This window comes from Alteromonas sp. W12 (assembly GCF_001924945.1).
Taxonomy (GTDB): Bacteria; Pseudomonadota; Gammaproteobacteria; order Enterobacterales; family Alteromonadaceae; genus Alteromonas; species Alteromonas macleodii.
Window position 1 is genome coordinate 149,726 of record NZ_LQXH01000012.1, and the last position, 24,178, is coordinate 173,903.

A 24,178-nucleotide genomic window follows, 5' to 3' on the forward strand; every position below is an offset into this window, starting at 1 on the left:
GAAAAAAAGTTCAACTCTTAAGCTTGCGATCCATTTACGAATGCATTCACCGCAAACACTAAGCCTAGACTATCGACTTCACATCGAATGACACGCTGCATTTTCTGGCGTCGTGCCTTTGGGTCGGTCATTTAACCACTACATCATTATACTTTAATTACACATATCAAAGTGAAAGCTAATCTCACTGGTATGAAATCCAACGCTTATTTATTACACGCTAGTTACCCGAAATATAAGATTTCCGCTATCTTTAAGATAAATCAGCAAGGTGCCTACGCGTCAATACAGTATATAAACCTTGTATATGTCATCTTATACCTTGCTTTTCTGGCTGGAAACTGAAAATAATAGATTGAATTAATCGATTTTGCACTACAACCGCTGTACAGCATTTTCCAGACAACAATTATAAAAGACTGGAAGGGAAATACTTAAGGAAAGGAGTAAGGCAAGTGAAGCAAAGAGGATCTTGATGTTTGCTTACGTCGCTAGACAGCCAATATTTAATGTAAACAGAGAAGTTTACGCCTACGAACTACTTTTTCGTGTTGGAGAAGATAACTGCTTTCCCGATATACCTCCTGACGAGGCTACCTCGAAAATTCTTACCTCTACCCACTTAAGCTTAGGTATTGAGGAGATAACCGGAGATAAGAAAGCCTTCATTAACTTTCACCGCGACACACTAATGTTTCGTTTTCCGACCTCTCTGGATGCAAGCAAAGTGGTCATTGAGATTGTAGAAACCGTTGACGTTGATGATGCGCTGGTAGCCGCTTGTAAACATATTCGAGGTCTTGGCTATCCTATTGCTCTTGACGACTACGACATGAAAGGGAAGTGGGAAGCATTCATTCCATTTACCAGCATAGTCAAAATTGACATTACAGAGATCCCCCACGAAAAAATTCCCGCCCTTGTCGAACGCTTCAAATCGAACAAAATACAGTTGGTTGCAGAAAAAATTGAGACCTATGAAGAATTCAATAAATTCAAAGATATGGGTTTCGACTACTTCCAAGGATACTTTCTAGCTAAACCCGAAATTGTAAGGCACAGAAAGTTAGGGCCCAGCAGCCTAACCATGATGGAGTTACTTACGCTAAGTAGCCAAGCAAAACTTAATTTCGATGAAGTAAACAAAATCATTGAACGAGATCCCTCGCTTACTTACTTGCTGCTGCGGTTTATCAACAATCCTCTGGTCAACAAGCGACATAAAATAACGTCACTTAAACACGCGTTAACCTTTATGGGCGAAGTAGAAGTGAAGAAGTTCATATCACTGCTGGCTCTTGCAAACCTAAGCGATGGTCAGCCTACTGAGCTAATGCAAATGGCGCTTGTTCGCGCAAAGTTCTGTGAACTGGTCTACACCCAGCTTAAAGGTGCCGATGACCCGTTAAAAGGTTTTCTTACTGGCCTGCTTTCTTTGCTTGATGCCATGATGGAACAGCGAATTGACGATTTGGTCAGCAAGGTTCCAATCAGTGACGACGTTAAAGATGCCCTGTGCGGAAGCCCTGGTGTGCTTCGCAACTGCCTGACGCTGTCACAATTCTTTGAAAGAGCTAAATGGACGGGCATTCAGCAATTCGCAACAAAGTATGGTGTTAAACAGAGTCTTCTGCATAGTTATTACAACGAAGCGATAAAGTGGGCTAAACACATTCATAAGGCCGCTTTGAACGACAACTAAGCCTACGATTACGCCAGTTGATGTGAAATTAATCGTTGAATAGTTGTTAGATTGCGCTTACATATCATAGACTAGGGTCAGTTCTTTTGGATTACACATTAAAGAACACCTAACCTTAGCGTGTGACGTAGCGCTAGCTAAGCCTCTAAATATAACAATAAAAATAACCTTAACCGTGTTGTATCAGGAATAGATTATGTTCGCGTTTATAGCTCGCCAGCCTATTTTAGATAAAAGCAAAAGTGTTTTCGCCTATGAGCTTCTGTTCAGAGATGGCAAGTCTGGTGCTTATCCGGAACATAACGAAGAGAAAGCTAAGTATATTTCTGAGCACTTCCATCCACTTGGGCTTGATGATATCAGCGGCGAAAAAACGTCTTTTATCACGTTCTCGTCAGATACAATTATTTCGCGCTTTCCTACATCGCTTAACCCTGAGTCGGTAGTGGTTGAACTGGCTGATCCATCCGACAACACCAGCGGACTATTCGAAGCATGCCAGCACATAAAGCAACTTGGCTTTAAACTAGCTATCGATGACCCCATGATGGTGGGTTCAAAACACGACATATTTCCTCTTATCGATATTGTGAAAGTCGATGTGACAAAAACCCGCTTTGAAACCATTGAAAAGCACATTCCGCGCTATCACGATGCGAACGTGCAATTAGTGGCGGAACAGGTTGATACGCAAGATAATTTTTCAACGTGCGTAGATTTAGGTTTCGACTTCTTCCAGGGTTATTTTTTCTCGCAACCGGAAGCACGTATTCTACGACAGCTTCCTGCGTCTAAAATGAACATTGTTGATTTGATGGGCGAAAGCTCTAGCAGCGACTTTGACATAGACCGTATCAGCCAAATTATAGAGCGAGACGCCACCTTAAGCTTCTTATTGCTGAAGTTTATCAATAACCCCACTATTAATAAGCGTTACAAAATTACATCACTAAAGCACGCGCTTAATTACATGGGTGAAGTAGAGATTAAGAAATTCATCGCTTTATTAAGTTTAACGAACTTAGGCGATGAAAAGCCCCTTGAAATCATTCATATGTCTTTAGTTCGCGCTAAGTTTTTCGACTTACTTGCTGAGCGTAGAGGTCTTAGAAATAATCCGCCCATCTCCTTTTTGGTTGGTTTATTTTCGCTTCTTGAAGGGTTACTTGATCAGTCTATGACAGACATTGTAAAGCAGCTGCCGCTTTCCGATGAGGTTAACGATGCACTACTTGGCAAGAACTTAGAAATGAACAGCTATATGACTTTGGTTCGCGCCTTTGAAAGCGCCCTTTGGATGAGTCATAAAACAAGCTAAAGTGCTTAATATTGACCAGAAGCAGCTGCATATGCTGTATAACCAAGCCATCATTTGGGGCAATGGAGTGCGCAGCGCTATCTCCTCACACTACCCCCGTGCGATAGCTTAAGTACAAAACTAAGAACACGCCTACTTACCGCCAATAACGTCATACAGTGACTTATATATTTCGCACTGTAGGCGTGTAAGTATACTCACGCCTACGACTACTTGGGCTCTATTTCCCTTACATGACGCTGCACAGAGATAAGTGAGCCCAGTAAACCGAGCAGCACCGATAGTCCCAGCATAGTCAGCAATGCAGAACCGGTTAATCCGGTAATGTTGAAATCCTTCTGATACATAGCGGCAAACGTAGTGATGCTGCTATCCATCCACCATAGTATGATAATAACGGCAAACCACGCCATTAATCCGCCCAATAGGCCATACCAGAAGCCTGTATATAAAAACGGGCGATGGATAAACGCATCGGTTGCGCCAACCAGCTTCATCACTACGATTTCGTCATACTTGTTCAAAATATTCAGACGAATGGTGTTACCAATAATTAGTACAACGGCGATGAAAAGTAGTAATCCTATTAGCGTAACCAAGTCTCTGGCAATATCGATAACGGCATATAAACGCTCTAACCATTCGATATCCAGTTTACCTATATCAACTTCACGCTGCTGTCGCAGTTTATCTAGCAGTGCTTTCGCTGCCGTCGGCGACGCGTGTTTTTCGTTTGGCGTTACTAGCACTACATCAGGCAGTGGGTTTTTCTCTAGATAAGCGATGGCATCGCCCAATCCTGACAAGTGCTGAAATTCTTTAAGCGCATCATCCGCTGGAATATAAACAACGCTGTCTATTTCAGACCAGCTATTTAATCGTGCCACCAGCTGTTGCGAACTTGCCGCGTTGATATCTGGCTTTAAAAACAGAGATATTTCTGACGCCTGATCCCAGCCTGCTGTAATTTTCTCAGTATTTTTCACCATAATATAAAGCGTACTAGGTAGCGTAATACTCAGGCCTAGTACCCCAATAGTCATTAAAGATGCCAGCGGCTGACGCCACAGCTCTCCAAGACTCGCCAGCGCTTGGCGTACATGGCTGACAAAGAACATCACAATAGATTGGATAAAGCCCACTTTGGCAGAAGACGCCCCTTTTGCACGCCCTTTAAACAAAATACTCATGACCAGGCTCCTTCACTGCTGGCTGAACTTGTGCCATCAAGGTCGTCAGTAAGGCCATCGGTGATCATCTGACCATTTTTGAGGGTCAGCGTGCGATAACGCATGCGAGCAATCAGCCCTAAATCATGGGTTGCAATAAGTACTGACACGCCCGCTTGATTGAAGTCTTCAAAAAGGCGAATGATTTCCATGGAAAGCTTGGGGTCGAGGTTACCGGTCGGTTCGTCTGCCAGCAGTAACGGGGGTTTATTTACTACTGCTCGCGCGATCCCCACTCGCTGCTGCTCACCACCAGACAACGTAATAGGCAGGCAACGCGCTTTGTCTCTTAGCCCTACCATTTCAAGCGCAGCTTCTACGCGCTTGCGAATTTCTTTGTGGGTGTAACCCTCAATGACTAGCGGTAACGCCACGTTGTCGAAAACCGACTTGTCCATCAGCAGCTGGTGACTTTGGAAGATCATGCCGATATCGCGGCGTATATAGGCAATATCTCGACGGGTAATAGCGTTAAGGTCGTGGCCATTAATAAGAACGCGCCCTACTGTTGGACGCTCCATTAGGCTGATAAGTTTAAGTAGCGTGCTTTTTCCTGCGCCAGAATGCCCTGTTAAAAAGGCCATTTCACCCGGCGCAATATGAAAATTCACCTTGCTTAGCGCACGTTGTCCGCCCGGATAGGTTTTGCTTACCTGCTCAAACTTTATCATTATTTTTCCCTACCGCTTTGCTGGTTTTAGCTTTCAGGTGTGTCCATTTCGCTAAACAACGCATCAATAAATTCTTGTCCGTCAAACTGGCGTAAATCATCGATACTTTCGCCAACACCTATATACCTTATAGGAATTTTAAACTTATCGGCAATAGAGAATATAACGCCGCCTTTCGCTGTACCGTCTAACTTGGTTAGTGTGATGCCTGTTAAGCCCACGGCTTCATTAAACAACTTGGCTTGGCTAATAGCGTTTTGCCCTGTACCTGCATCCAATGTAAGCATAACTTCGTGAGGCGCATTCGGATTAATTTTCTTCATTACGCGAACCACTTTCTTAAGCTCTTCCATCAAGTTGTTCTTATTCTGCAGGCGCCCTGCCGTGTCGGCAATAAGGATATCTGTGCCGCGCGATTTTGCTGCTTCTAGTGCATCGTAAAGTACCGATGCACTGTCAGCGCCAGTGTGCTGTGCGATAACCGGAATATCGTTGCGCTCGCCCCATACTTGAAGCTGTTCAACCGCCGCCGCTCTAAAGGTATCACCCGCAGCAAGCATCACTTTCTTACCTTCTTGCTGGAACTGCTTAGCCAGCTTACCAATAGTCGTAGTTTTACCTACGCCATTTACGCCAACCATTAAGATAACGAACGGACCTTCACTGGAATCATGAGCCTGCATCACTTCAGAAAGAGGCTGATTAACTTGAGACAACATGCCCGACATTTGCTGCTTCATGATCTCCAGCAAGGCTTCGGCATCTTTTAAATCTTTTCGAGAAGCACTATCGGTGAGGTGATCGATGATTTTTTGCGTGGTATCCATGCCCACGTCAGCAACTAACAGTTGTGTTTCAAGATCTTCATAGAGCTCGTCATCGATGGTTTTGCCTTTAAACAGGCTAACAATACCACTGCCTAGGTTTTCTTTTGTACGAGATAGGCTTTCTTTTAAACGTGCAAATAACGACTTTTTCTCTTTAGGCTTTTCTTCGGCTTTGGCTTTAGCCTGTGCTTCTGCTTTAGCGCGAGCCTCTTCTTCCGCTTGGGCTTTCGCCTGTGCTTCAGCCTCTGCCTTTGCACGCGCTTCTTCTTCCGCTTGCGCCCTCGCCTGCGCTTCAGCCTCTGCCTTTGCGCGGGCCTCTTCTTCCGCTTTAGCCTTCGCCTGCGCTTCAGCTTCTGCCTTAGCGCGAGCCTCTTCTTCCGCTTGCGCCTTCGCCTGTGCTTCAGCCTCTGCCTTTGCGCGGGCTTCTTCTTCCGCTTGGGCTTTCGCCTGTGCTTCAGCTTCTGCCTTTGCACGCGCTTCTTCTTCGGCTTTAGCCTTCGCCTGTGCTTCAGCTTCTGCCTTTGCGCGAGCCTCTTCTTCCGCTTGCGCCTTCGCCTCTGCTTCAGCTTCTGCCTTTGCGCGAGCCTCTTCTTCCGCTTGCGCCTTCGCCTGTGCTTCAGCTTCTGCCTTAGCGCGGGTCTCTTCTTCCGCTTGTGCCTTCGCCTTTGCTTCAGCCTCTGCCTCAGCGCGGGCCTCTTCTTCCGCTTTAGCCTTCGCCTGTGCTTCAGCTTCTGCCTTAGCGCGCGCTTCTTCTTCCGCTTGCGCCTTCGCCTGTGCTTCAGCTTCTGCCTTAGCGCGGGCCTCTTCTTCCGCTTGTGCCTTCGCCTTTGCTTCAGCTTCTGCCTTAGCGCGGGCGTCTTCTTCAGCTTGCGCCTTCGCCTTTGCTTCAGCTTCTGCCTGTAAGCGAGCTTCTTCTTCCGCTTGGGCTTTTTGTTTATCTGCTTTTTTGTTCTTACTGAACCAGCCAAAAAGTTTCGACATCGTTAGGACAAATCCTTATAAATTCTTAGCAATTTCGGCTACACTTGCCGCCTAATGTATGAACGCATGATACCATTGTCAGCCACTATGAAGCGAGTTTCTCGCCCTACTCGGGCACCATCTTCTGCAAAAAAACCTTATTCATCCCAAAAAGGGAAAAAATCAAGGAAAACCCAAAGCACAAATAGTCCTGGGCAAATACGCATTATCGGTGGCCAATGGCGTGGTAGAAAGTTACCCGTACTCAATGCTGAAGGGTTAAGGCCAACTACAGACAGAAACAAAGAAACCTTGTTTAACTGGTTAATGCCGTACATAAACGATGCACGCTGCTTGGATGTATTTGCGGGTTCTGGTGGACTAGGTTTAGAAGCTCTGTCTCGCTATGCAGCACATTGTGATTTTATAGAGCTGGATAAACAGGCAGCAAGCCAGCTTAAAAGTAATCTTACCTTATTAAAAGCAAATGAACTGGCGTCAGCAACCGTTCATCAAGGGGACGCACTAGGTATTTTAAAAGGCATCAGCCAAGCGCCTTACGATATTGTTTTTGTCGATCCGCCTTTTGCGAAATCATTGGTAGCACCTACGCTGGCTGCGCTAGAAGATAACAAACTTGTTCATAGTGGTAGCGTGGTGTATTTAGAGCACGAAAGTGCGCTAACAACGCCCGCTCTCCCCGCCCATTGGCAAATTATTAAAGACAAACAAACTAGCGCGCTGCGCTATATGCTAATTGAGATATGTTGATTGATAACGATTGAAGTGCCTCAATTGAGGAGAGATAAGCCGTGACCTTTAACTAAGTACACGGCTTTTATTGAGCATAAGAGCTAAGGATCTGTTGCTCGTTTTACCTAAGCAAGATCAAGTTGCGTTGTCATTAAAGCTCAAGACCAATATTGGAGATTCCAGCTTCCAAGGCAAGTGCTTTCATTTCATCTGCCGCTTTCGCTGGGTATTTGGCTTGCTCTACATAATCAAGCAATTCGTTTTGTACCTCAACTTCAAACTCCATCAGCGGATGCCCTTTTACAGTCTCGTCATCGGCTTCTTCGCTTTCTAGCAAATAGGCTTCTACGCTGCCTTGCGATAACTTGCTGATGACCACTGCGCCTTGCGGATCGTCGCCTGCCATCAAATTTAGCAAACCAGCTAGACCAATAGCTGCATCAATTGCTGGATAAACGCCATAGTTGTCATGCTCACTGGTATCAGGTGTAGCCACTTCAACTTTCTCAAGCTGTACCGCAATGTTGAATTTGCTCTTGGGTGATTTCAACGTTTCCCACACCAAATTCAAACAGTTGCGCAATGCGCTTGCATCACCACTTTCCGTTAATTCACAGAAAAGCGTGTAGTTGGGTAGCATACGCTCAAGTAATGCAGCACCGAATGCAACGGCTTTCCAGCCTTCCAAGGCGCGAACGCGCCCAAAGGTATTAAGTTTTTGCTTTGCCATTTAAAGGGCTCCAGTGGCATGCATGAAATATTGGGTAACGCCATCCAGCAACATTTGGATAGCAATCATAACTAGGATCATACCCATTAATCGCTCCATCGCAACTAGACCGCGCTCCCCCAGAATTTTATGGAACACATTTGAAAATAGTAAGATCACTGCGCTTATCGACCATGAAGCCGCAAGCGCAATCGACCAGTCAGCCATTCTGTCTGGCGCTTGGTTGGCAAGAAGAATAAGCGCAGCCAGCGTTGAAGGGCCCGCTATCATAGGAATAGCTAGAGGTACTAGAAAAGGTTCTTCACCTACAGCTAATCCACTGGGGTTACCAGATGATGGAAAAATCATTTTAAGCGCAATAAGGAACAGAATAATTCCCCCAGCGATACTTACTGTCTCTTGTTCCACGTTCAGAAAATTGAGAACCGATTGGCCACTGAACAAAAAGAGAAACAGGATGCCAAGAGCAAATAATAATTCTCGAATTAGGATGACTTGACGACGCTTTGGTTCTATCGATTTGAGTACCGACATGAACACAGGGAGGTTACCTAAGGGATCCATGATCAAAAAGAGCATGATGGCAGCAGACCAAGTATCCATTTTTTTACTGTCTCCGGTTGTGAGGCTAAGCCCGTTTGCGCGTAAACCATTGAGTATAACTCAAAGTTCTTACAGATGGTCGTTTTAGGCGCGCAATGGTAAACCAAGCTGACTTAGTTAAAAACACCTTTTAAGGCATGATTGTTTTTCATTTATCTAGAGCCTGCAAAAAATACTCGAAAAATAACGAAAGTGCGCTTTACTAAAGCGTAGGGAGAAGTGTTTGTCATTTCTAAGCGGTGTTTTCGCCTTATTCACGGTCAGAATTCAAACAGCCCAATTGGCTTTTTCTACACCTTTTGGATAATGTCTTATCTCCAGAGCTTTTGATGTAATAGTGGGTAACATCATTTTGTTTAACGTTATGTTCTGCGCTTTGTTCGGCGTTGGAACCTGTTAATCCTCAATAAGAACAACCAAAAATAGGAAATATTGCAATGAGTTTGATGACTGTTAAAGAAGTGGCTGCTTTTCTTGGCGTACAAGAAGTGCGCGTAGAGCGCCTTGAGCGTGAAAGCCTTTTGGTTTCGAAAGATAAAGACACCGACGGTAACCCACTTTTCGACAGTGGCGACGTTGAACGCTATAAAACGCTAGCCGAGCGTTTAGGCGGGATCTAATTTACAGAAAAAGGGCGTGATTTTTTACAAAGTCACGCCCTTTTTATTTTTTGCGCGAAGCGACGTTAGTTCAAGTAACGCTATTCGCTTTGCCTCTACTCATCCACGTGGCACAACGTGCGACGTTTAAAAATAGAGTAGCGTTCGACAGCCATTGGAGGCGTCGAACGCTATTTTATTTATGCACTGAAGTCTTTCAGCATTCTCGCAATCGAGCGAATACCTTTCGCTGTTGCCCCTACCGGCATTTCAGATGTTGCCCCGCCATGGTAAGCAGCGGCTAAATCCAAATGTACCCAGCCTTCTGGCTTAACAAAGCGTGATAAGAAGCCCGCAGCGTTTGATGCACCGCCACCACCGCCACCTTTCATCGGGCGACTGTTTGCTGTATCTGCGAACGCCGATGGACAGCGCTCTGCGTGGAAATCTTCAAGTGGTAGCGGCCAAAAACGTTCGTTTTCTGCCTTCGCTGCTTTAAGCATTTGTTCGCGGGCATTATCATCTAACGAGAATACGCCATGGTAATCAGAACCCAGTGCAACCACTGCAGCACCGGTTAGTGTTGCTGCATCAATAATCAGCGGTGCGCCCGTTTCTGTTGCCGCCATAAGGCCATCAGCCAACACTAAACGTCCTTCAGCATCGGTATTAACCACTTCAACGGTTACCCCATTTTTATAGGTAAGCACATCACCCAACTTATAAGCGTGACCGCTAATAAGGTTTTCTGCACAGCACAAAATAAGCTGAATACGCTTTTCACTGCCTTGAGAAATAGATAGCCCTAATGCCCCTGTTACCGTCGCTGCGCCGCCCATGTCACATTTCATATCTAACATGCCTTCGCTTGATTTAATGCTGTAGCCACCGCTGTCGAAGGTGATGCCTTTTCCAACTAGCACGGCATCAACTGGCGCATCCGTATTACCTTTTGGGTTGTAATCAAGTACCAGCATTGCAGGCGGACGTTCACTACCGCGGCCCACATTATAAATGCCAATCCAGCCCTGCTCTTTAAGATCTTCGCCTACCGTCATTGAGTAGGTTACCTTGTCACCACCCAGTGACTTAAGCCACTGTGCTGCTCGGGTTGCTAAGGTTTCAGGGCTTAGATCTTCAGGTGTTTCGTTTACCAGCTGACGGGTAAATAGTAACGCCGCATATTCTTGCTCTAGCGCTTCTTTGTCAGCCGTTTCGGCCCATTTTATTGACGCTGGTTTGCGGGCACGCGTGAAGCTAAGTGCAAAAGCCCACTGCTGCTCTTTGTGCCAATCACCGCTTAGCGTGACTGCTGGCAGGCTTAAGCCATCTAGCTTTCTTGCCGCTTGCTGAATTAAACGCTCATTAAGCTTGTCGTCAGGCAGGTGAATAACTGCACCTGATTCAGTGAAAGAAAGCTTAGCACTCTCGCCCCACACTGCTTCAGCACTGTTTCTAGAAAGGCTAACGGTAAATTCTGCCATCGCGTTTTATTCCTTATTACATCGTTATATTATTGCAAAGCGCTTTTTGCGCTTGCACAAATGTTTGTTACTCTTTGGCGCCTTGTTTACTGCGCTTGTTGTTCGCTAACCACATACGCTTTGTTCGCTAAGCGCATACGCTATACGTGCTCGTTCAAAAGCACACATATCAATTAGCGAAACACACTAACGTGTTTTCACCTACATTCTAAAAAAAGGCGACACATGAAGTTTTCACCTTCCTTATTACGCGGCACCCTTATAAAAAGGTACAAGCGATTTCTTGCCGATGTTGAGTTAGACGACGGCACTATTGTAACTGCACATTGCCCAAATACTGGCGCTATGACTGGCTGTGCTGTTCCTGGATACACTGTCTTTTTAAGTGAATCCACCAACCCAAATCGAAAACTCAAGTATACATGGGAGCTAGCCCAAACATTTGATGGTCACTTCATCGGCATTAATACGCACAATGCTAATAAACTGGTGGCAGAAGCGCTAGATAACAAGGTGCTAAGCGAATTTTCAGACATCATAGATTGGAAAGCAGAAGTAACACCGCCAACCGCCAATAGCCGGTTCGACTTTGCATTAACCCGAAAAAATGCTGAACATCAAAGTGTTACTGAGTATATGGAAGTTAAATCCGTCACCTTAGCAGATGAAAACAAAGGGTTCTTCCCCGACGCAGTCACTCAACGCGGCGCGAAGCACTGTTTAGAACTTGCTCGTTTATCTGACAGTGGTATAAAAACCAATCTATTATTCTGCGTACAACACACCGCCATCGAAAGTGTACAAGTGGCCGAGCATATTGATCCAACTTATGCGGAAAGCGTAAAGATTGCCGCAAACGCTGGCGTAACGGTTTTGGCGGCAAGCTGTATAATAGACGAACAAAAAATCCTATTAAATCAAACACTCCCTTTGATTTTATAAAAAATAGGTTGATTTTTTTCATTTCGCCTTCATATTTGCGCCTTGTTTTAGTGGGAGAACGCACTAATGCGTTTGCTGGTAGCCAGCGGGCTAAATGAAAAAACACCTGGCTAATTTATGAAAGCAATACACCAGCATAATAATTACATAGACACGATTGATTGCCTGAAGTTGTCGAGTCTGATATAGATATCGGTCCAATCAGGACAAGATGGATGTCGTAGTGTAGGAGATGTGGCAGATGCCAACAGGAAAAGAAACAAAATCCCTAGGACTATTAGCGCTGGCAGGTTTACAGCCGTACGAGCCAAAAGCTGACGAAGAGTACATGGGCGAGCCCCAAATGGAGCACTTCCGTCTATTGCTTAAAGCATGGCGCAATCAACTTCGTGAAGAAGTTGACCGTACAGTAACGCACATGAAGGATGAAGCAGCAAACTTCCCTGATCCTGTAGACCGTGCAGCTCAAGAAGAAGAGTTCAGCCTTGAGTTACGTACACGTGACCGTGAGCGTAAGCTAATAAAGAAAATTGAAAAAACGCTTAAGCGAATTGAAGAAGACGATTTCGGCTTCTGTGACCAGTGTGGTATCGAAATTGGTATTCGTCGCTTAGAAGCTCGTCCTACAGCAGATTTATGTATCGACTGTAAGACCATGGCTGAAATTAAAGAAAAACAACTTCAAGGTTAAGTTACTAGCCTCGATTACGTTGATATAGAAAGCCTCATCCCGAAAAGATGGGGCTTTTTGTTAAGCCTTTATTATGCATAACCACTATGTAGGGCGCTTTGCTCCCTCTCCATCCGGCCAACTTCACTTCGGTTCGTTAGTTACCGCTGTTGCCAGCTACCTAGATGCCAAAAGCCATAACGGAAAATGGCTGCTACGTATAGAAGATATAGACGAGCCGCGCTGTATTAAAGGTGTAGATAAAGACATACTCACTACCCTAGAAGCCCACGGCCTGTATTGGGACGGCGACGTCATCTATCAAAGCCAACAACATGCCCGTTATCAAGCGGTTCTCGATGACTTACTTACACAACAAAAAGCCTATTTTTGTACCTGCACACGTAAGCAAATTAAAGCCATGGGCGGTGTTTATAACGGCTACTGTCGGACTGAGCCAGTACACTCCAACACACAGGACTGTGCAGTTCGTTTAAAAGTAGATACTCAACTTGAAGCCTTTGATGACGTGCTTATGGGCAAAGTTATGCCCTCTAATTCAAGCTCTGATTTAATAGCCGAAGACGTAGTGCTGAAACGTCGAGACGGCTTATTTTCGTATAACCTTGTCGTGATTTTAGATGACGTATTTCAGCAAGTTAACCATGTCATTAGAGGGTGTGATTTAATTGATGTCACGCCTTTACAGCGCGCCGTATATCACACGCTGGGCTATTCTACTCCTGAATACGGTCACGTGCCGGTCGCTGCCGTGGCACCAGGCAGAAAACTAAGTAAACAAAACCGTGCAGCGCCAGTTAAAAACGAATCAGCTTTAGATAATCTCGTGCGTGTGATGCACTTTTTAGGCTTTTCCTTTCCAAATGCGTCAGAATTTGGTGATATTGATTCGGCGCTTAAGACGGCTATTTCAATGTGGAATAGGAAAAAAGTAGTGAAAACACCCGAAATTATTGTTCCACAGCATGAATCCACTTATTATAGCGAACCTTTATAGTCTGCGGAGATACCATCATCATTCATCGTGTTTTTAAATCTGTTAAGCGCGCTTTTTCAAAAGAGAGTTCGTCTCCTAACGCTTTAAAGCCAAGGACTATGACCCGTGGAGAACACGGTATATCTCGCGAAGACGTAAGCGCAAATGCATTAAAAGTAATGTATCGCCTTAATGGAGCTGGCTTCGAATCCTATTTGGTAGGAGGCTGTGTACGCGACATTTTGATGGGTCACGAACCAAAAGATTTCGACGTGGTGACGAACGCCACACCTGAACAAATTAAAGGCTTGTTCAGAAACTGCCGCCTTATCGGCAGGCGCTTTCGTTTGGCCCATATTGTGTTTGGCCGTGAAATCATTGAAGTAGCCACGTTCCGCGGGCACCACCAAGAGTCAGACGAAGACGAAAACCTTCCCAAGGGCAAGGCTGTCGCAAAGCGCGACGCTCACGGTCAATTAGTACGCGATAACGTATTTGGCACCATTGAAGAAGATGCTGAACGCCGTGACTTTACCTTTAACGCCATGTATTACAGCGTGGCAGACTTTACGGTAAAAGACTTTGCTAATGGCTTAGCCGCCATAGAAAAACGAGAAGTTGAGCTTATTGGCGACCCGGAAACACGCTACCGTGAAGATCCGGTACGCATGCTACGTGCGGTGCGCTTTGCCGTTAAGCTTGGCATGCGCATTGAAGCAAAAACCGCTGCACCGATAAAATCTCTGGCCAACCTTTTACAGAACATTCCACCAGCGCGCTTGTTTGAAGAAACCCTTAAACTGTTTTTATCGGGTAAGGGAGAAGAAACCTTCTTAATGCTGCACGAATACGGCTTAATCGAGCCTTTGTTCCCTCAGCTAACGCCGTTTTTGAAAGATGAAAACAGCCGTGAAATGCAGTTTGTACGTCGCGTACTTGCCAATACCGACGAGCGTATTAATAGCGACCAGCGTGTTACGCCAGCGTTCCTTTATGCCGCACTACTCTGGTATCCGGTTGAAGAAGAGTCACAACGCTTACAAAGCGAGTCTGGCTTAAATGCTCATGATGCATTTAATATTGCGTCAGGCGAGGTTATCGCACGTCAAACACAACGTATTATGATCCCTAAACGCTTCTCTACCGTGGTTCGGGACATCTGGATTTTACAGCAACGTCTACCTAAGCGCTTTGGCCGTCGCGCTTTCCAATTGCTTACGCACCCTAAATTTAGAGCAGGCTATGACTTTTTGCTTGCCCGAGGCCAAATTGAAGGTGGCGATCTATTAGAGCTAGCTCAGTGGTGGACGCACTTCCAGCACGCTGACAACGGTAAGCAGAAAGGCATGCTTAACGCCCTTCGCAAAAGCGAAGGCGGCGCAAAAGGTGCCCCGCGTAAGCGCAAGCGTAAACCAGCGAAACGAGGTCCTGATGCATAAAGAGCACGTGTACATTGGTGTAGGTAGCAACCTTGGCGATAGCCAGGGAAAAGCACAGCGTGCGTTTGATGCTATAGGTCAAATAGAAGACACCCGCGTACTTAAAACCTCTTCACTTTATTCCAGTAAACCGATGGGGCCGCAAGATCAACCTGACTATATTAACGCGGTGTGCTTAATTGAGACCTCGTTAAAGCCGCACGGCTTATTGAAGCAGCTGCAACGCATTGAGCTGGAAGAAGGCCGTGAGCGCAAAGGTGAGCGCTGGGGACCACGCACGTTGGATTTGGATATTTTGTTGTACGGCAGCGAAACTATCGACACCGCAGACTTAATCATTCCCCATTACGGCATGGCAGAACGCGAGTTCGTTATGGTGCCGTTGTTTGAAATTGCGCCCAATATGGTTATGCACGATGGCAAACCCATCTCGGCATGGGTCGCTAACTGCTCGCTGGATGGACTTCGTCGCCTGCGCTCTTCCAATTAGCGGCAAAATCCGTATAGTTCGCCACACGATACCAACAATATCAATCTGAGACATGTCATGAAGAAAGTAACTGTATCGGGCTTGCTTAAGAAAAAGCAGGCCGGGGAAAAGATCACCTCTTTAACCGCTTACGACGCCAGCTTCGCCAAAATGTTCGACGAACAAGGCGTTGACGCCCTTCTTATTGGCGACTCTTTAGGCATGGTCCTTCAAGGTGAAGACGACACCCTACCGGTAACCATCGATGACATTGCCTACCACACGAAAAGTGTGCGTCGCGGCACTGAACGCGCCTTCGTATTAGCCGATATGCCGTTTATGTCTTACGCCACTCCTGAGCAAACCTACGCCAATGCAGCAAAGCTTATGGCTGCGGGTGCAAGTATGGTTAAGATGGAAGGTGGAAGCTGGTTGTGCGACACCATCAAAGGCTTAAACCTGCGCGGCGTCCCTGTGTGTGGCCATTTAGGCTTAACGCCTCAGTCAGTGCACGTATTCGGTGGTTTTAAAGTACAAGGCCGCGAAGCGAGCCAGGCTGAAAAACTGCTTAGCGAAGCGAAAGCGTTGGAAGAAGCCGGTATTCAGTTATTAGTGCTTGAGTGCGTGCCTTCATCGCTAGGCAAAGGGGTTAGCGAAGCCCTAACCATACCGGTAATCGGTATAGGCGCAGGCAAAGATACCGACGGTCAAATTCTGGTGATGCACGACATGTTTGGCATCAGCGCAAACTATATGCCGAAGTTCTCAAAGAACTACCTTGTAGAAACCGGCGATATGCGCAAAGCCGTATCAAAATATATTGAAGATGTGCAAAGCGGTGCGTTCCCATCGGCTGAACACAGCTTCGAGTAACGAGGTAAATTATGAAGGTGGTTGATAGTATTTCAGCATTACGCAGCACGGTGAACGCATGGCGACGTAATGGTGAAACCGTAGGTTTTGTACCCACTATGGGCAACCTGCACGATGGTCATCTCAAACTAGTTAAAAAAGCGAAAGCGCACAACGACAAAGTGGTGGTTAGCATTTTTGTTAACCCCATGCAATTTGGTGCGAACGAAGATTTAGACGCGTATCCACGCACTATCGAAGAAGATAAAGCTAAGCTTATTTCTGTGGGTGCAGACGCCGTGTTTTTACCTAGCGTAGCGGAAATGTATCCGGCAGGTCTGGATGCGCAGACGTTCGTTGAAGTGCCCGGTATTTCAGACTCGCATTGTGGCGCCAGTCGCCCTGGCCATTTTCGCGGCGTCGCTACCGTGGTGACCAAGCTTTTCAACATGGTACAGCCAGACGATGCGTTTTTTGGTGAAAAAGACTTCCAGCAGCTACAAGTTATTCGCGCGTTAGCTCGCGATTTATCAATGGCAGTGAAGGTTCACGGGGTGCCTACAGAGCGCGAAACGTCAGGCCTAGCAATGAGCTCTAGAAATGGCTACCTGACAGACACTGAAAAAGCGTCGGCGAGTGCTATTTTTGCAGAAATGCAGCGCTTAAAAGCGGGCATAGAAAGTGGTAACACCGACTTTGTTCAGCTTGAAAATGCCATGGTCAGTAACCTTGAAGCAAAAGGCTTTAAGAAAGACTACTGTCAGGTAGTTAACGCCGCCACCTTTGAACCAGCTAACGATAGCGACAAAGAATTAGTTCTGCTTGTTGCTATGTTTATGGGCAAGACACGCTTAATTGATAATATGCAAATTACGCGAGATTAAGCGTAATACCAATCCTCGCGGATAGTCTCGAACTACAAAAGAAAACGCCCGATGCATGACTCCTAAACAGAGCCTGTATCGGGCGTTTTTTTATTTGTTGCTGCTGAAGTCTTTAAGACGCAACGGTTTCTGTTTCGCGAACGAAATCCATTAGCTCTTTCCAAGCCTGAGTCTCTTTCGCAATTAAGTGTTGCTCAGCCAAAATTGCGGCCAAGTCGTTATGGCTAGTAAGCGGATTCGCTAACACTACGCGAAACACGGTAATACACTGGGAGGGGTAATCCGGCGCTTCCAGGCGAGTACGAGACACAAAAGACTTACCTGCTTCACGCTGCTGCTTTTGTACCGCAACAACAAGGGCGTCAACCTTCTCATTAATAGCGTTGCGGGTTTTAGCATTCACATGCTTCAGCTTTTCCTGCACTTCAGCGGGACAAACGCGATAGGTCAACAGTGATAGAATAGGTGTGGTCGTCAATTCAAAGTCTTGGGCTTTATCAATCATCTGCGCAAAGTCTTTGGCTTTATCAATGCTGCGATCAATAAGTAGCTCGTACCCTTTGCGACCGAATATATGCAGCGCCGAGTACACCATCATGGCCATACCGTTTCGGGAGCCTTCAAGCGTGGTAGCACCTAAGTCTTTAGAGCCTGCACGCAAAATATATTGCGCGTGATGTCTTACCGCATTGGCATTTTGTGGGTCTTTGAAAAGCGCCATTCCTGCGCCCATTGGCACGTACATTTGCTTATGTGCATCAATAGTCACTGAGTCTGCGCGTTCAATACCTTTTAGTCTGTCGCGATAGCGCGCCGAGAACAGCGTAGCGCCGCCCCAGGCTGCGTCTACATGGAACCAGCAGCCTAACTCTTTGGCTACGTCAGCAAGCTCGTCTAGTGGGTCTACGTGCCCTGTTTCGGTGGTGCCGCCTACCCCAACGATAGCAAGAAGCTTATTGCCTTCCTCTTGATAACGTTTGCCAATGCGAAGGGCTTTTGCTGGATCTAGGGTTTGCTTTGGCGCGGGCACAGTTAATAATTGTTCGCGGCCTAACCCCAATACATCCACTGCCTTTGACAGCGAGTAATGCCCACGTTTACTGCACATCACGCCTAAATTGTTAATGTCGTAGTGACGATAGGCAGCGGCAAGACCTGCTTTTGCCACGCCAGAAAACCCTTTTTGTGGGCCTAGTAGTTTGTTGCGAGCCACCCATAAGGCAGTGATGTTGGCAATGGTTCCGCCAGAACAAAATGCCCCCAAAGAATGGGCCGCACTGTGTAGATGGTTGTCGTAAAAGCTTTGAGGCTGATCGTACACAAGGTTGTGCATCATACCCAATACTTGACGTTCTAGCGGCGTGAAAGCTTTAGACGTTTCTATTTTAACCAAGTTCTGGTTAAGCCCGACCATTAACTTAGAAAGCGGCAGGTGAAAATAGGGCAACGCTGAGGTCATGTGACCAATAAAGGTAGGCGAGTAAGTATTAACTGAATGCGCAACAAGCTTATCTAACAAGCTTTCAGCATGAGTAGACACAAACTCGGGTGACTCAGGCACCTTGGAGTCTGAAAAGTCTTTTTCAATTTCTTCTAACGACGTCTTTTTTGTCACTACGTGCTGCGACAAAAAATCTAAGATATTGTCAGATAAATGCTGCTCTATTTGAGCCAGCTTTGAGTCTTTGTGTTCAGGCTTGGTAAAGACCCTAAACAGGTGCTCTAAACTAACTTGCGCTTCACCCACTCAACACACCTCATACTTAAAACAATCACACATTTCGCTTACATTTATTGGGCGAAATCAACAGGCGGTTTTGTAGGACACCGGCCTGACACTTACTTTTCCTTTTAGCCAAATAGCATTCAACACAATTACTTTGCGACTGGTGCAGCTATTTATCCAACATATCCCTTAACGGTACATCGGCTGGGCTAATGCGCGTTGACGCGGTCCATTCGTTGCCAAACCTGAAAACTTATCACAATACTTTCAGGGTGTCGCACTTTACATCAGATTGCAATGCTCGCCAAGGGTTAGCGCACGGCATTTAAGCGACTATTAACGTTTTATTACATGCAAAAAACTTATGAAGCGGTTAACTCTGCATACGTATTTAAACGAATTCCCCCGAATTTTGTACCGCAAATTCTATCAGTCTCTACTATATTTAATTTATGAATAGTACCAACACGGGTCTCTCGTATTGGTTTTCCATCTTCTAATTGCGAGCCTAAGTAGCCATTGAACTCACATTCAAGCATTCATCGCTGCGATAAAGTACTGCTTCAAAGCAAGGGGGTCTGTTTATGCCCATTCGTGAAATTTCCGAGGATTTCTCTATCGATGATATCGTGCCTTATTTTCAACCCATCGTTGACTTACAAAGCCAAGGAGTATGGCGCTACGAGTGCCTGGCACGCTTGATAACCCGAGGTGATAAGACTTTTTTACCTAGCGAGTTTCTCTACCTTATAGAGCGCGAACAACACGTAAATACGCTTGCAGCGAGCATGTTTGTGCAATGTGCCAGCTATTTTCACGACGTTAATATCCCTTGGAACATCAATATAACTGCCAATGACCTTCACAATGTAGAGCTTACTAATACCCTCATCACCCATTTAGCAAGCTACCCCACGCCGGAGCGTGTAAGTATAGAAGTGAGTGCTTCTACTGCCCTATCCAATCCGAAAAGCCTTACCGCATTTATCGAAAAAAGCATGCATGTGGGGCTGGGCGTTTTCATCGATAACGTTGGATCATGCCCAGGTAACATACGAGCGCTTATGAACTTGCCGGTTCGGGGGATTAAGCTCGCTGGCGGGCTAATTAAACACTATGACGAACAAGAGGCAGTGAGGGAATATGTAGACTATCTGCTGTCGCTATGTGAACGCCATGGAGTAAGCACTATTGCCGAGCACGTAGAAGATGAGGCGCATCTAGAACGCGTAAAACGCCTGCCCATTCGTTATGCACAGGGATATGTGTTTAGTCCACCCATGGCGAATGTGCGAAGTGCCACTGCGCGCCATTAACAAGCGAATTATACGAATTTGAATAACAAACGGGGCGAGATTTTCATCTCACCCCACTTTTACAGCTTTCAGTATTTCTTGCTGCTATAGCAGACTCAGCCTTCTTCGCTACGGCAGTTAAGCTGCCAGCACGATTGACCGCTCCCTCGGTACTTTCGCTCAAACGGCGTCATGTGATCATCGCCAGTAACTTCAGATAAATCAGATACCATGCCGTAATGTTTAGCCGCTTGCGCAAATTCCATTAGATAAATAAGCCAGTTGCTACGCACTTCAATATTTGGAGTGATCGCCATCAGGTCCACCATGGCCGCACTACCGTGCCAGCGCTTTTGAACTTGTGTCTTTTTAGGATAGGGGTTGGGATACAGCAGAAAGTGCTGAGTCACGTTCCAATTAGACTGCTTTACTAAGCGCCAAAAGTCGTTCACATCGGCACGAATGACCCGATAGTTATCTTGCTGTGCGCTGTAATGCTCGTGTTTATCCACCCGCAGCGCCGACTTATCGATACCGATAACACGCGCATCGGGGTTTGCTCTTGCAATATTCGCCGTACTTTCGCCAACGCCGCAGCATGAATCTAAAATGATCTCGCCGCTAAAGCCATCAAGCCACGCGCTGACATCATCAAACGCGGCTTGTGTATGGTCGCTAATCGGTCGCTTATTTTCACTCGCTTGGTACTTTTTCACTAAGTCGTCTAACTTATCGTGAATACCTACCTGCGATGTTGTGATTTCTCTAGAATTACCGCTGGCCATTAGCTACGAATACCTTTACCCGTTTTAAGTAGGTAGTACGCCACACCAAATAGCAGTGCATTAAAGCCCACTAACAAGGCAAGCGACAAGGTTACATTTACGTCAGAGACCCCTAAGAATCCATAACGAAACCCGTTGACCATATACACAACAGGGTTCGCCTTACTCACCCACTGCCAGAATTCAGGCAATAGGGTAAGTGAATAAAACACACCACCTAAGTAAGTTAACGGTGTTAATACAAACGTTGGAACCACGCTAATATCATCAAAGGTCTTCGCAAATACCGCATTAATTAAACCCGCAGTCGCAAACAAGGTAGAAGTGAGTAACAACGTGAGCGCAATAATGCCCAAATTGTGTATTTGAACATCAACGAAAAACAGCGACACTAAGGTAACGATAATACCTATAAGTATGGCGCGGGCCACGCCGCCGCCCACATACCCAAGAATGATGACCGAAGTGGGTACTGGTGACACCAACAGCTCTTCAATATTGCGCTGAAATTTAGCACTAAAAAATGAAGAGGACACGTTGGCGTAGGAGTTTGTGATCACCGACATCATAATAAGGCCGGGCACAATAAACTCCATGTAAGTAAAGCCGCCCATTTCGCCGATACGGTTACCGATGAGGCTACCGAATATCACGAAGTACAAACTCATTGTAATAGCTGGCGGCACAAGGGTTTGTACCCATATGCGCAAAAAGCGCGTGCATTCTTTTATCCAAATAGTGGTTAGCGCCACATAGTTTTGCTTAAACCAACCCACGTTTTCTTCTGTGTTCATTTGTGTACTTTCAGTTTTCATGTTTTTCACCTTTACCTGCTGTGGGTTTAGCCAGCTTGCTTCGCTGATTCAACTAAACGCACAAATAGCTCTTCAAGGCGATTTGATTTATTGCGCATGCTCATTACTTGAATACCCTTTTCACTTAGCTGGGTGAAAACCGGGTTCAATCCTTCCGTTTTCTCAACATCAACTTCAAGGGTATGGTCGTCAATCAAACGGTGTTCAAAGCCCGTTAGTAGGTCATCTGTCGTCGTCATGCCCTCTGGTATTTTGATATCCAACACAAAGGTTTCTAGGCTTAGTTTAGACAATAAAGCTTTCATGCTGGTGTTCTCGACAATGGTGCCCTTGTTAATAATGGCGATATTGCGACACAGCATTTCTGCTTCTTCAAGATAGTGAGTAGTGAGGATGATGGTAATCCCCTGACGGTTAATCTCTTCTAAGAACCCCCACATAGAGCGGCGAATTTCAATATCTACGCCTGCGGTTGGCTCATCTAAAATAAGCAATTTCGGCTCATGCATGAGTGCTCGAGCAATCATCAGTCTTCGCTTCATACCACCCGATAGCTCACGCGCGCGGGCATCGCGCTTTTCCCACAGGTCAAGCTGAGCAAGGTATTTTTTAGCACGCTCTTTCGCAATACTGCGCGGCACACCGTAGTAACCTGCCTGATTCAATACAATTTGCAGTACAGTTTCAAACTGGTTGAAATTGAACTCTTGTGGCACCAGACCAATGCAGGCTTTTGCTAGCTCTTTTTGCGTTGTGAGGTCATAACCAAACACCGACACACTGCCATTGGTTTGGTTTACAAGTGAACTGATAATACCAATAGTGGTAGATTTACCCGCCCCATTTGGGCCAAGTAATGCAAAGAAGTCTCCTTCTTGTACTGTAAGGTCGACGCCTTTTAGTGCCTGTACGCCACCTTTGTAGGTTTTGGTTAACCCTTTAATGTCCAACGCTTTCATGATTTGCCCGTAGTGAGAGTGTGATCACTAAGACGTATTGACCTTTGATGCAAACCAAAGGTCAGCACGCCCTAATTAACTTTAGTGAGATGCAGTTATCTGTCGCTAACAACTTACAACCAACGAAGTGTAACCTAGTTCATGCTATTAAATGAATACACTCGCGTTTAGTGGTTGCTTTAAACAGTTTAAGCTTTCGTCTTTTAAATGAGAGCGAAAACGCCTTTTTTCAACCCCAATAAAAAAGCGCCGCGTACCGTTGGGGTAGTACGCAGCGCAAAGGGTAGCTTAATACCAGTCTGAATAGATAATTGAGACTTTTACGTAGAAGTTCAGCCTTACCGCTTCCACGGCACTGTTTCCCCTCTCCCAGTCTTTGAAGAGGCTTCTACAGTGCAATCCGCCTCGCTTGCCTGGCACTTAAAAAAAGCAGTGCGCTAAACTCGACGGACAAATACTATTAAACCCGTTATTAATGGCAAAAAAAGCGCGTAATTGTGGAAATGTGGTGGTGATTTAGCTTTCCTATAGATTTAGCATGTGAAACTGCACTACAAGCGTTTTATTAATCCGCGCTTGGGGACGTTGTGTGGGGCTGCCGCCAAAGATAAAGTTCACGATAAGCCCCTCAAATATGGCGTAAATGAGGCAGGCTTGAGGATTTTATGCCGAACTTAGGCAATAGCTGTCATTCATAGGTATAGTGTGCGCTCTATCAGAATTATATTTGCGGGTTAATGTATGCCAAAGACAATTGCATTAGTGGAAGATGACGCGGCCATTCGCGAAAATTACATTATGGCGCTTAAAGCGCAGGGCTATAGCGTGAATGCCTATGAGGACAGGCCTTCTGCTGCTGAAGCGTTTAACCACACCTTACCCGACTTAGCCATTATCGATATTGGTTTGAAAGATGAAATTGAGGGGGGCTTTATGCTGTGTCAGCAACTCCGAGGCCTATCACAAACCCTACCTATCATCTTTTTTACTGCACGAGATAACGACGTAGATACTATCAGCGGCCTTAGAATGGGCGCGGACGACTACCTGACTAAAGATATTAGCATGGCTCATCTGCTAGCACGCATTGCAGCCTTGTTCAGGCGTACAGACTTACTTGCTGCCCCCACAGAACAAAAAGATGAGCTAAAAGTGGGCGACTTAAAAGTAGACGTGTCGAGAATGACGGTAAGCTGGCAGAACCAGCCCGTTTTGTTAACGGTAACAGAGTTTTGGATGCTGCATGCGCTTATTAAGCGCCCTGGCCATGTGAAAAGCCGCCAACAGCTCATGGATGAGTCCAGAATGGTGGTAGATGACACCACTATTACTTCGCATATCAAACGTATGCGTAAAAAGTTTGTGCAGCTTGACCCAAACTTCGATCATATCGACACCGTATACGGCATGGGATATCGCTGGCAGCTGTAGCGGGCTTTCGACTAAAACTGCGTTTCGTCTGATTAAAA

Annotated in this window: 22 protein-coding genes and 1 pseudogene; 13 read left to right on the forward strand and 10 right to left on the reverse strand. The window is 45.9% G+C overall.

The annotated features are described in order from the left end of the window. Nucleotides 1–475: 475 nt before the first annotated feature. Together AWH61_RS18320 and AWH61_RS18325 are read left to right on the forward strand one after the other, a co-directional pair. Complete coding sequence (locus tag AWH61_RS18320) at nucleotides 476–1,702, forward strand: EAL and HDOD domain-containing protein (protein ID WP_014950988.1); 1,227 nt, start codon at nucleotides 476–478, stop codon at nucleotides 1,700–1,702. A 196-nt stretch (nucleotides 1,703–1,898) separates the two neighbouring features. After that, nucleotides 1,899–3,132: pseudogene (locus AWH61_RS18325) on the forward strand (EAL and HDOD domain-containing protein). Between the two features lie 97 nt (nucleotides 3,133–3,229). On the opposite strand, the gene ftsX reads toward AWH61_RS18325, so the two are convergent. Genes ftsX through ftsY form a run of 3 tightly spaced genes read right to left on the reverse strand, consistent with a single transcriptional unit; the run spans nucleotide 3,230 to nucleotide 6,728 of the window. Next, on the reverse strand, nucleotides 3,230–4,210 hold the full coding sequence (gene ftsX / locus AWH61_RS18330) for a permease-like cell division protein FtsX (RefSeq protein ID WP_014950990.1): 981 nt from the start codon (nucleotides 4,208–4,210) through the stop codon (nucleotides 3,230–3,232). Beyond that, nucleotides 4,207–4,920, reverse strand: coding sequence for a cell division ATP-binding protein FtsE (ftsE, locus tag AWH61_RS18335; RefSeq protein ID WP_014950991.1), 714 nt, complete (start codon nucleotides 4,918–4,920; stop codon nucleotides 4,207–4,209). Before ftsE ends, ftsX begins: the two co-directional genes overlap by 4 nt. A gap of 26 nt (nucleotides 4,921–4,946) precedes the next feature. Continuing rightward, nucleotides 4,947–6,728 (reverse strand): signal recognition particle-docking protein FtsY, encoded by a 1,782-nt coding sequence (gene ftsY, locus AWH61_RS18340; protein WP_075177852.1) that lies wholly within the window; start codon nucleotides 6,726–6,728, stop codon nucleotides 4,947–4,949. 66 nt (nucleotides 6,729–6,794) lie between these two features. Here ftsY and rsmD point away from each other — a divergent pair, with 66 nt between their 5' ends. Beyond that, nucleotides 6,795–7,478 (forward strand): 16S rRNA (guanine(966)-N(2))-methyltransferase RsmD, encoded by a 684-nt coding sequence (rsmD, locus tag AWH61_RS18345; protein ID WP_075177881.1) that lies wholly within the window; start codon nucleotides 6,795–6,797, stop codon nucleotides 7,476–7,478. Between the two features lie 133 nt (nucleotides 7,479–7,611). On the opposite strand, the gene AWH61_RS18350 is transcribed toward rsmD, so the two are convergent. Both AWH61_RS18350 and AWH61_RS18355 read right to left on the reverse strand, forming a co-directional pair. Beyond that, the gene (locus tag AWH61_RS18350; protein WP_014977586.1) at nucleotides 7,612–8,190 is read right to left on the reverse strand and encodes a YjaG family protein; all 579 of its coding nucleotides are present in this window, start codon (nucleotides 8,188–8,190) and stop codon (nucleotides 7,612–7,614) included. Next, complete coding sequence (locus AWH61_RS18355; RefSeq protein ID WP_014977587.1) at nucleotides 8,191–8,793, reverse strand: YhgN family NAAT transporter; 603 nt, start codon at nucleotides 8,791–8,793, stop codon at nucleotides 8,191–8,193. Between the two features lie 437 nt (nucleotides 8,794–9,230). Between AWH61_RS18355 and AWH61_RS18360 the strand changes: the two genes are divergently transcribed. Next, a complete protein-coding gene (locus AWH61_RS18360) occupies nucleotides 9,231–9,413 on the forward strand; it encodes a hypothetical protein (RefSeq protein WP_014950994.1) in 183 nt (60 codons plus the stop codon). 179 nt (nucleotides 9,414–9,592) lie between these two features. Here the strand turns inward: AWH61_RS18360 and pepB are convergent, their stop codons facing one another. Beyond that, the gene (gene pepB / locus AWH61_RS18365; protein ID WP_075177853.1) at nucleotides 9,593–10,876 is read right to left on the reverse strand and encodes an aminopeptidase PepB; all 1,284 of its coding nucleotides are present in this window, start codon (nucleotides 10,874–10,876) and stop codon (nucleotides 9,593–9,595) included. A 225-nt stretch (nucleotides 10,877–11,101) separates the two neighbouring features. Here pepB and sfsA point away from each other — a divergent pair, with 225 nt between their 5' ends. The 7 genes from sfsA (at nucleotide 11,102) to panC (ending at nucleotide 17,129) form a co-directional block, all read left to right on the forward strand. Continuing rightward, a complete protein-coding gene (gene sfsA, locus AWH61_RS18370) occupies nucleotides 11,102–11,818 on the forward strand; it encodes a DNA/RNA nuclease SfsA (RefSeq protein WP_075177854.1) in 717 nt (238 codons plus the stop codon). Nucleotides 11,819–12,059: 241 nt separating this feature from the next. Further along, entirely contained in the window at nucleotides 12,060–12,509 is a 450-nt protein-coding gene (gene dksA / locus AWH61_RS18375) for an RNA polymerase-binding protein DksA (RefSeq protein WP_014950997.1), read from the forward strand. A 73-nt stretch (nucleotides 12,510–12,582) separates the two neighbouring features. Then, a complete protein-coding gene (gene gluQRS, locus AWH61_RS18380) occupies nucleotides 12,583–13,506 on the forward strand; it encodes a tRNA glutamyl-Q(34) synthetase GluQRS (protein WP_075177855.1) in 924 nt (307 codons plus the stop codon). 98 nt (nucleotides 13,507–13,604) lie between these two features. After that, the gene (gene pcnB / locus AWH61_RS18385; protein ID WP_014977591.1) at nucleotides 13,605–14,924 is read left to right on the forward strand and encodes a polynucleotide adenylyltransferase PcnB; all 1,320 of its coding nucleotides are present in this window, start codon (nucleotides 13,605–13,607) and stop codon (nucleotides 14,922–14,924) included. After that, the gene (gene folK, locus AWH61_RS18390; RefSeq protein WP_014951000.1) at nucleotides 14,917–15,414 is read left to right on the forward strand and encodes a 2-amino-4-hydroxy-6-hydroxymethyldihydropteridine diphosphokinase; all 498 of its coding nucleotides are present in this window, start codon (nucleotides 14,917–14,919) and stop codon (nucleotides 15,412–15,414) included. The genes pcnB and folK overlap by 8 nt, the downstream gene beginning before the upstream one ends. Nucleotides 15,415–15,471: 57 nt before the next feature. Further along, complete coding sequence (panB, locus tag AWH61_RS18395; protein WP_075177856.1) at nucleotides 15,472–16,266, forward strand: 3-methyl-2-oxobutanoate hydroxymethyltransferase; 795 nt, start codon at nucleotides 15,472–15,474, stop codon at nucleotides 16,264–16,266. An 11-nt stretch (nucleotides 16,267–16,277) separates the two neighbouring features. Next, nucleotides 16,278–17,129 (forward strand): pantoate--beta-alanine ligase, encoded by an 852-nt coding sequence (gene panC / locus AWH61_RS18400; protein ID WP_075177857.1) that lies wholly within the window; start codon nucleotides 16,278–16,280, stop codon nucleotides 17,127–17,129. A 112-nt stretch (nucleotides 17,130–17,241) separates the two neighbouring features. On the opposite strand, the gene panP is transcribed toward panC, so the two are convergent. Further along, nucleotides 17,242–18,876: a pyridoxal-dependent aspartate 1-decarboxylase PanP gene (gene panP, locus AWH61_RS18405; protein WP_014977595.1), complete on the reverse strand. Its 1,635-nt coding sequence runs from the start codon at nucleotides 18,874–18,876 to the stop codon at nucleotides 17,242–17,244. Between the two features lie 563 nt (nucleotides 18,877–19,439). On the opposite strand from panP, the gene AWH61_RS18410 reads away from it, so the two are divergent. Further along, nucleotides 19,440–20,171: an EAL domain-containing protein gene (locus AWH61_RS18410; protein ID WP_014951004.1), complete on the forward strand. Its 732-nt coding sequence runs from the start codon at nucleotides 19,440–19,442 to the stop codon at nucleotides 20,169–20,171. Nucleotides 20,172–20,266: 95 nt separating this feature from the next. On the opposite strand, the gene trmB is transcribed toward AWH61_RS18410, so the two are convergent. Genes trmB through AWH61_RS18425 form a run of 3 tightly spaced genes read right to left on the reverse strand, consistent with a single transcriptional unit; the run spans nucleotide 20,267 to nucleotide 22,709 of the window. Further along, nucleotides 20,267–20,935, reverse strand: coding sequence for a tRNA (guanine(46)-N(7))-methyltransferase TrmB (trmB, locus tag AWH61_RS18415; RefSeq protein WP_014951005.1), 669 nt, complete (start codon nucleotides 20,933–20,935; stop codon nucleotides 20,267–20,269). Continuing rightward, nucleotides 20,935–21,750 (reverse strand): ABC transporter permease, encoded by an 816-nt coding sequence (locus tag AWH61_RS18420; protein ID WP_014951006.1) that lies wholly within the window; start codon nucleotides 21,748–21,750, stop codon nucleotides 20,935–20,937. The genes trmB and AWH61_RS18420 overlap by 1 nt, the downstream gene beginning before the upstream one ends. 26 nt (nucleotides 21,751–21,776) lie before the next feature. Then, entirely contained in the window at nucleotides 21,777–22,709 is a 933-nt protein-coding gene (locus tag AWH61_RS18425; protein ID WP_061096024.1) for an ABC transporter ATP-binding protein, read from the reverse strand. A 741-nt stretch (nucleotides 22,710–23,450) separates the two neighbouring features. Here AWH61_RS18425 and pdsR point away from each other — a divergent pair. Next, nucleotides 23,451–24,140, forward strand: coding sequence for a proteobacterial dedicated sortase system response regulator (gene pdsR, locus AWH61_RS18430; RefSeq protein ID WP_014951008.1), 690 nt, complete (start codon nucleotides 23,451–23,453; stop codon nucleotides 24,138–24,140). Nucleotides 24,141–24,178: the final 38 nt, after the last annotated feature.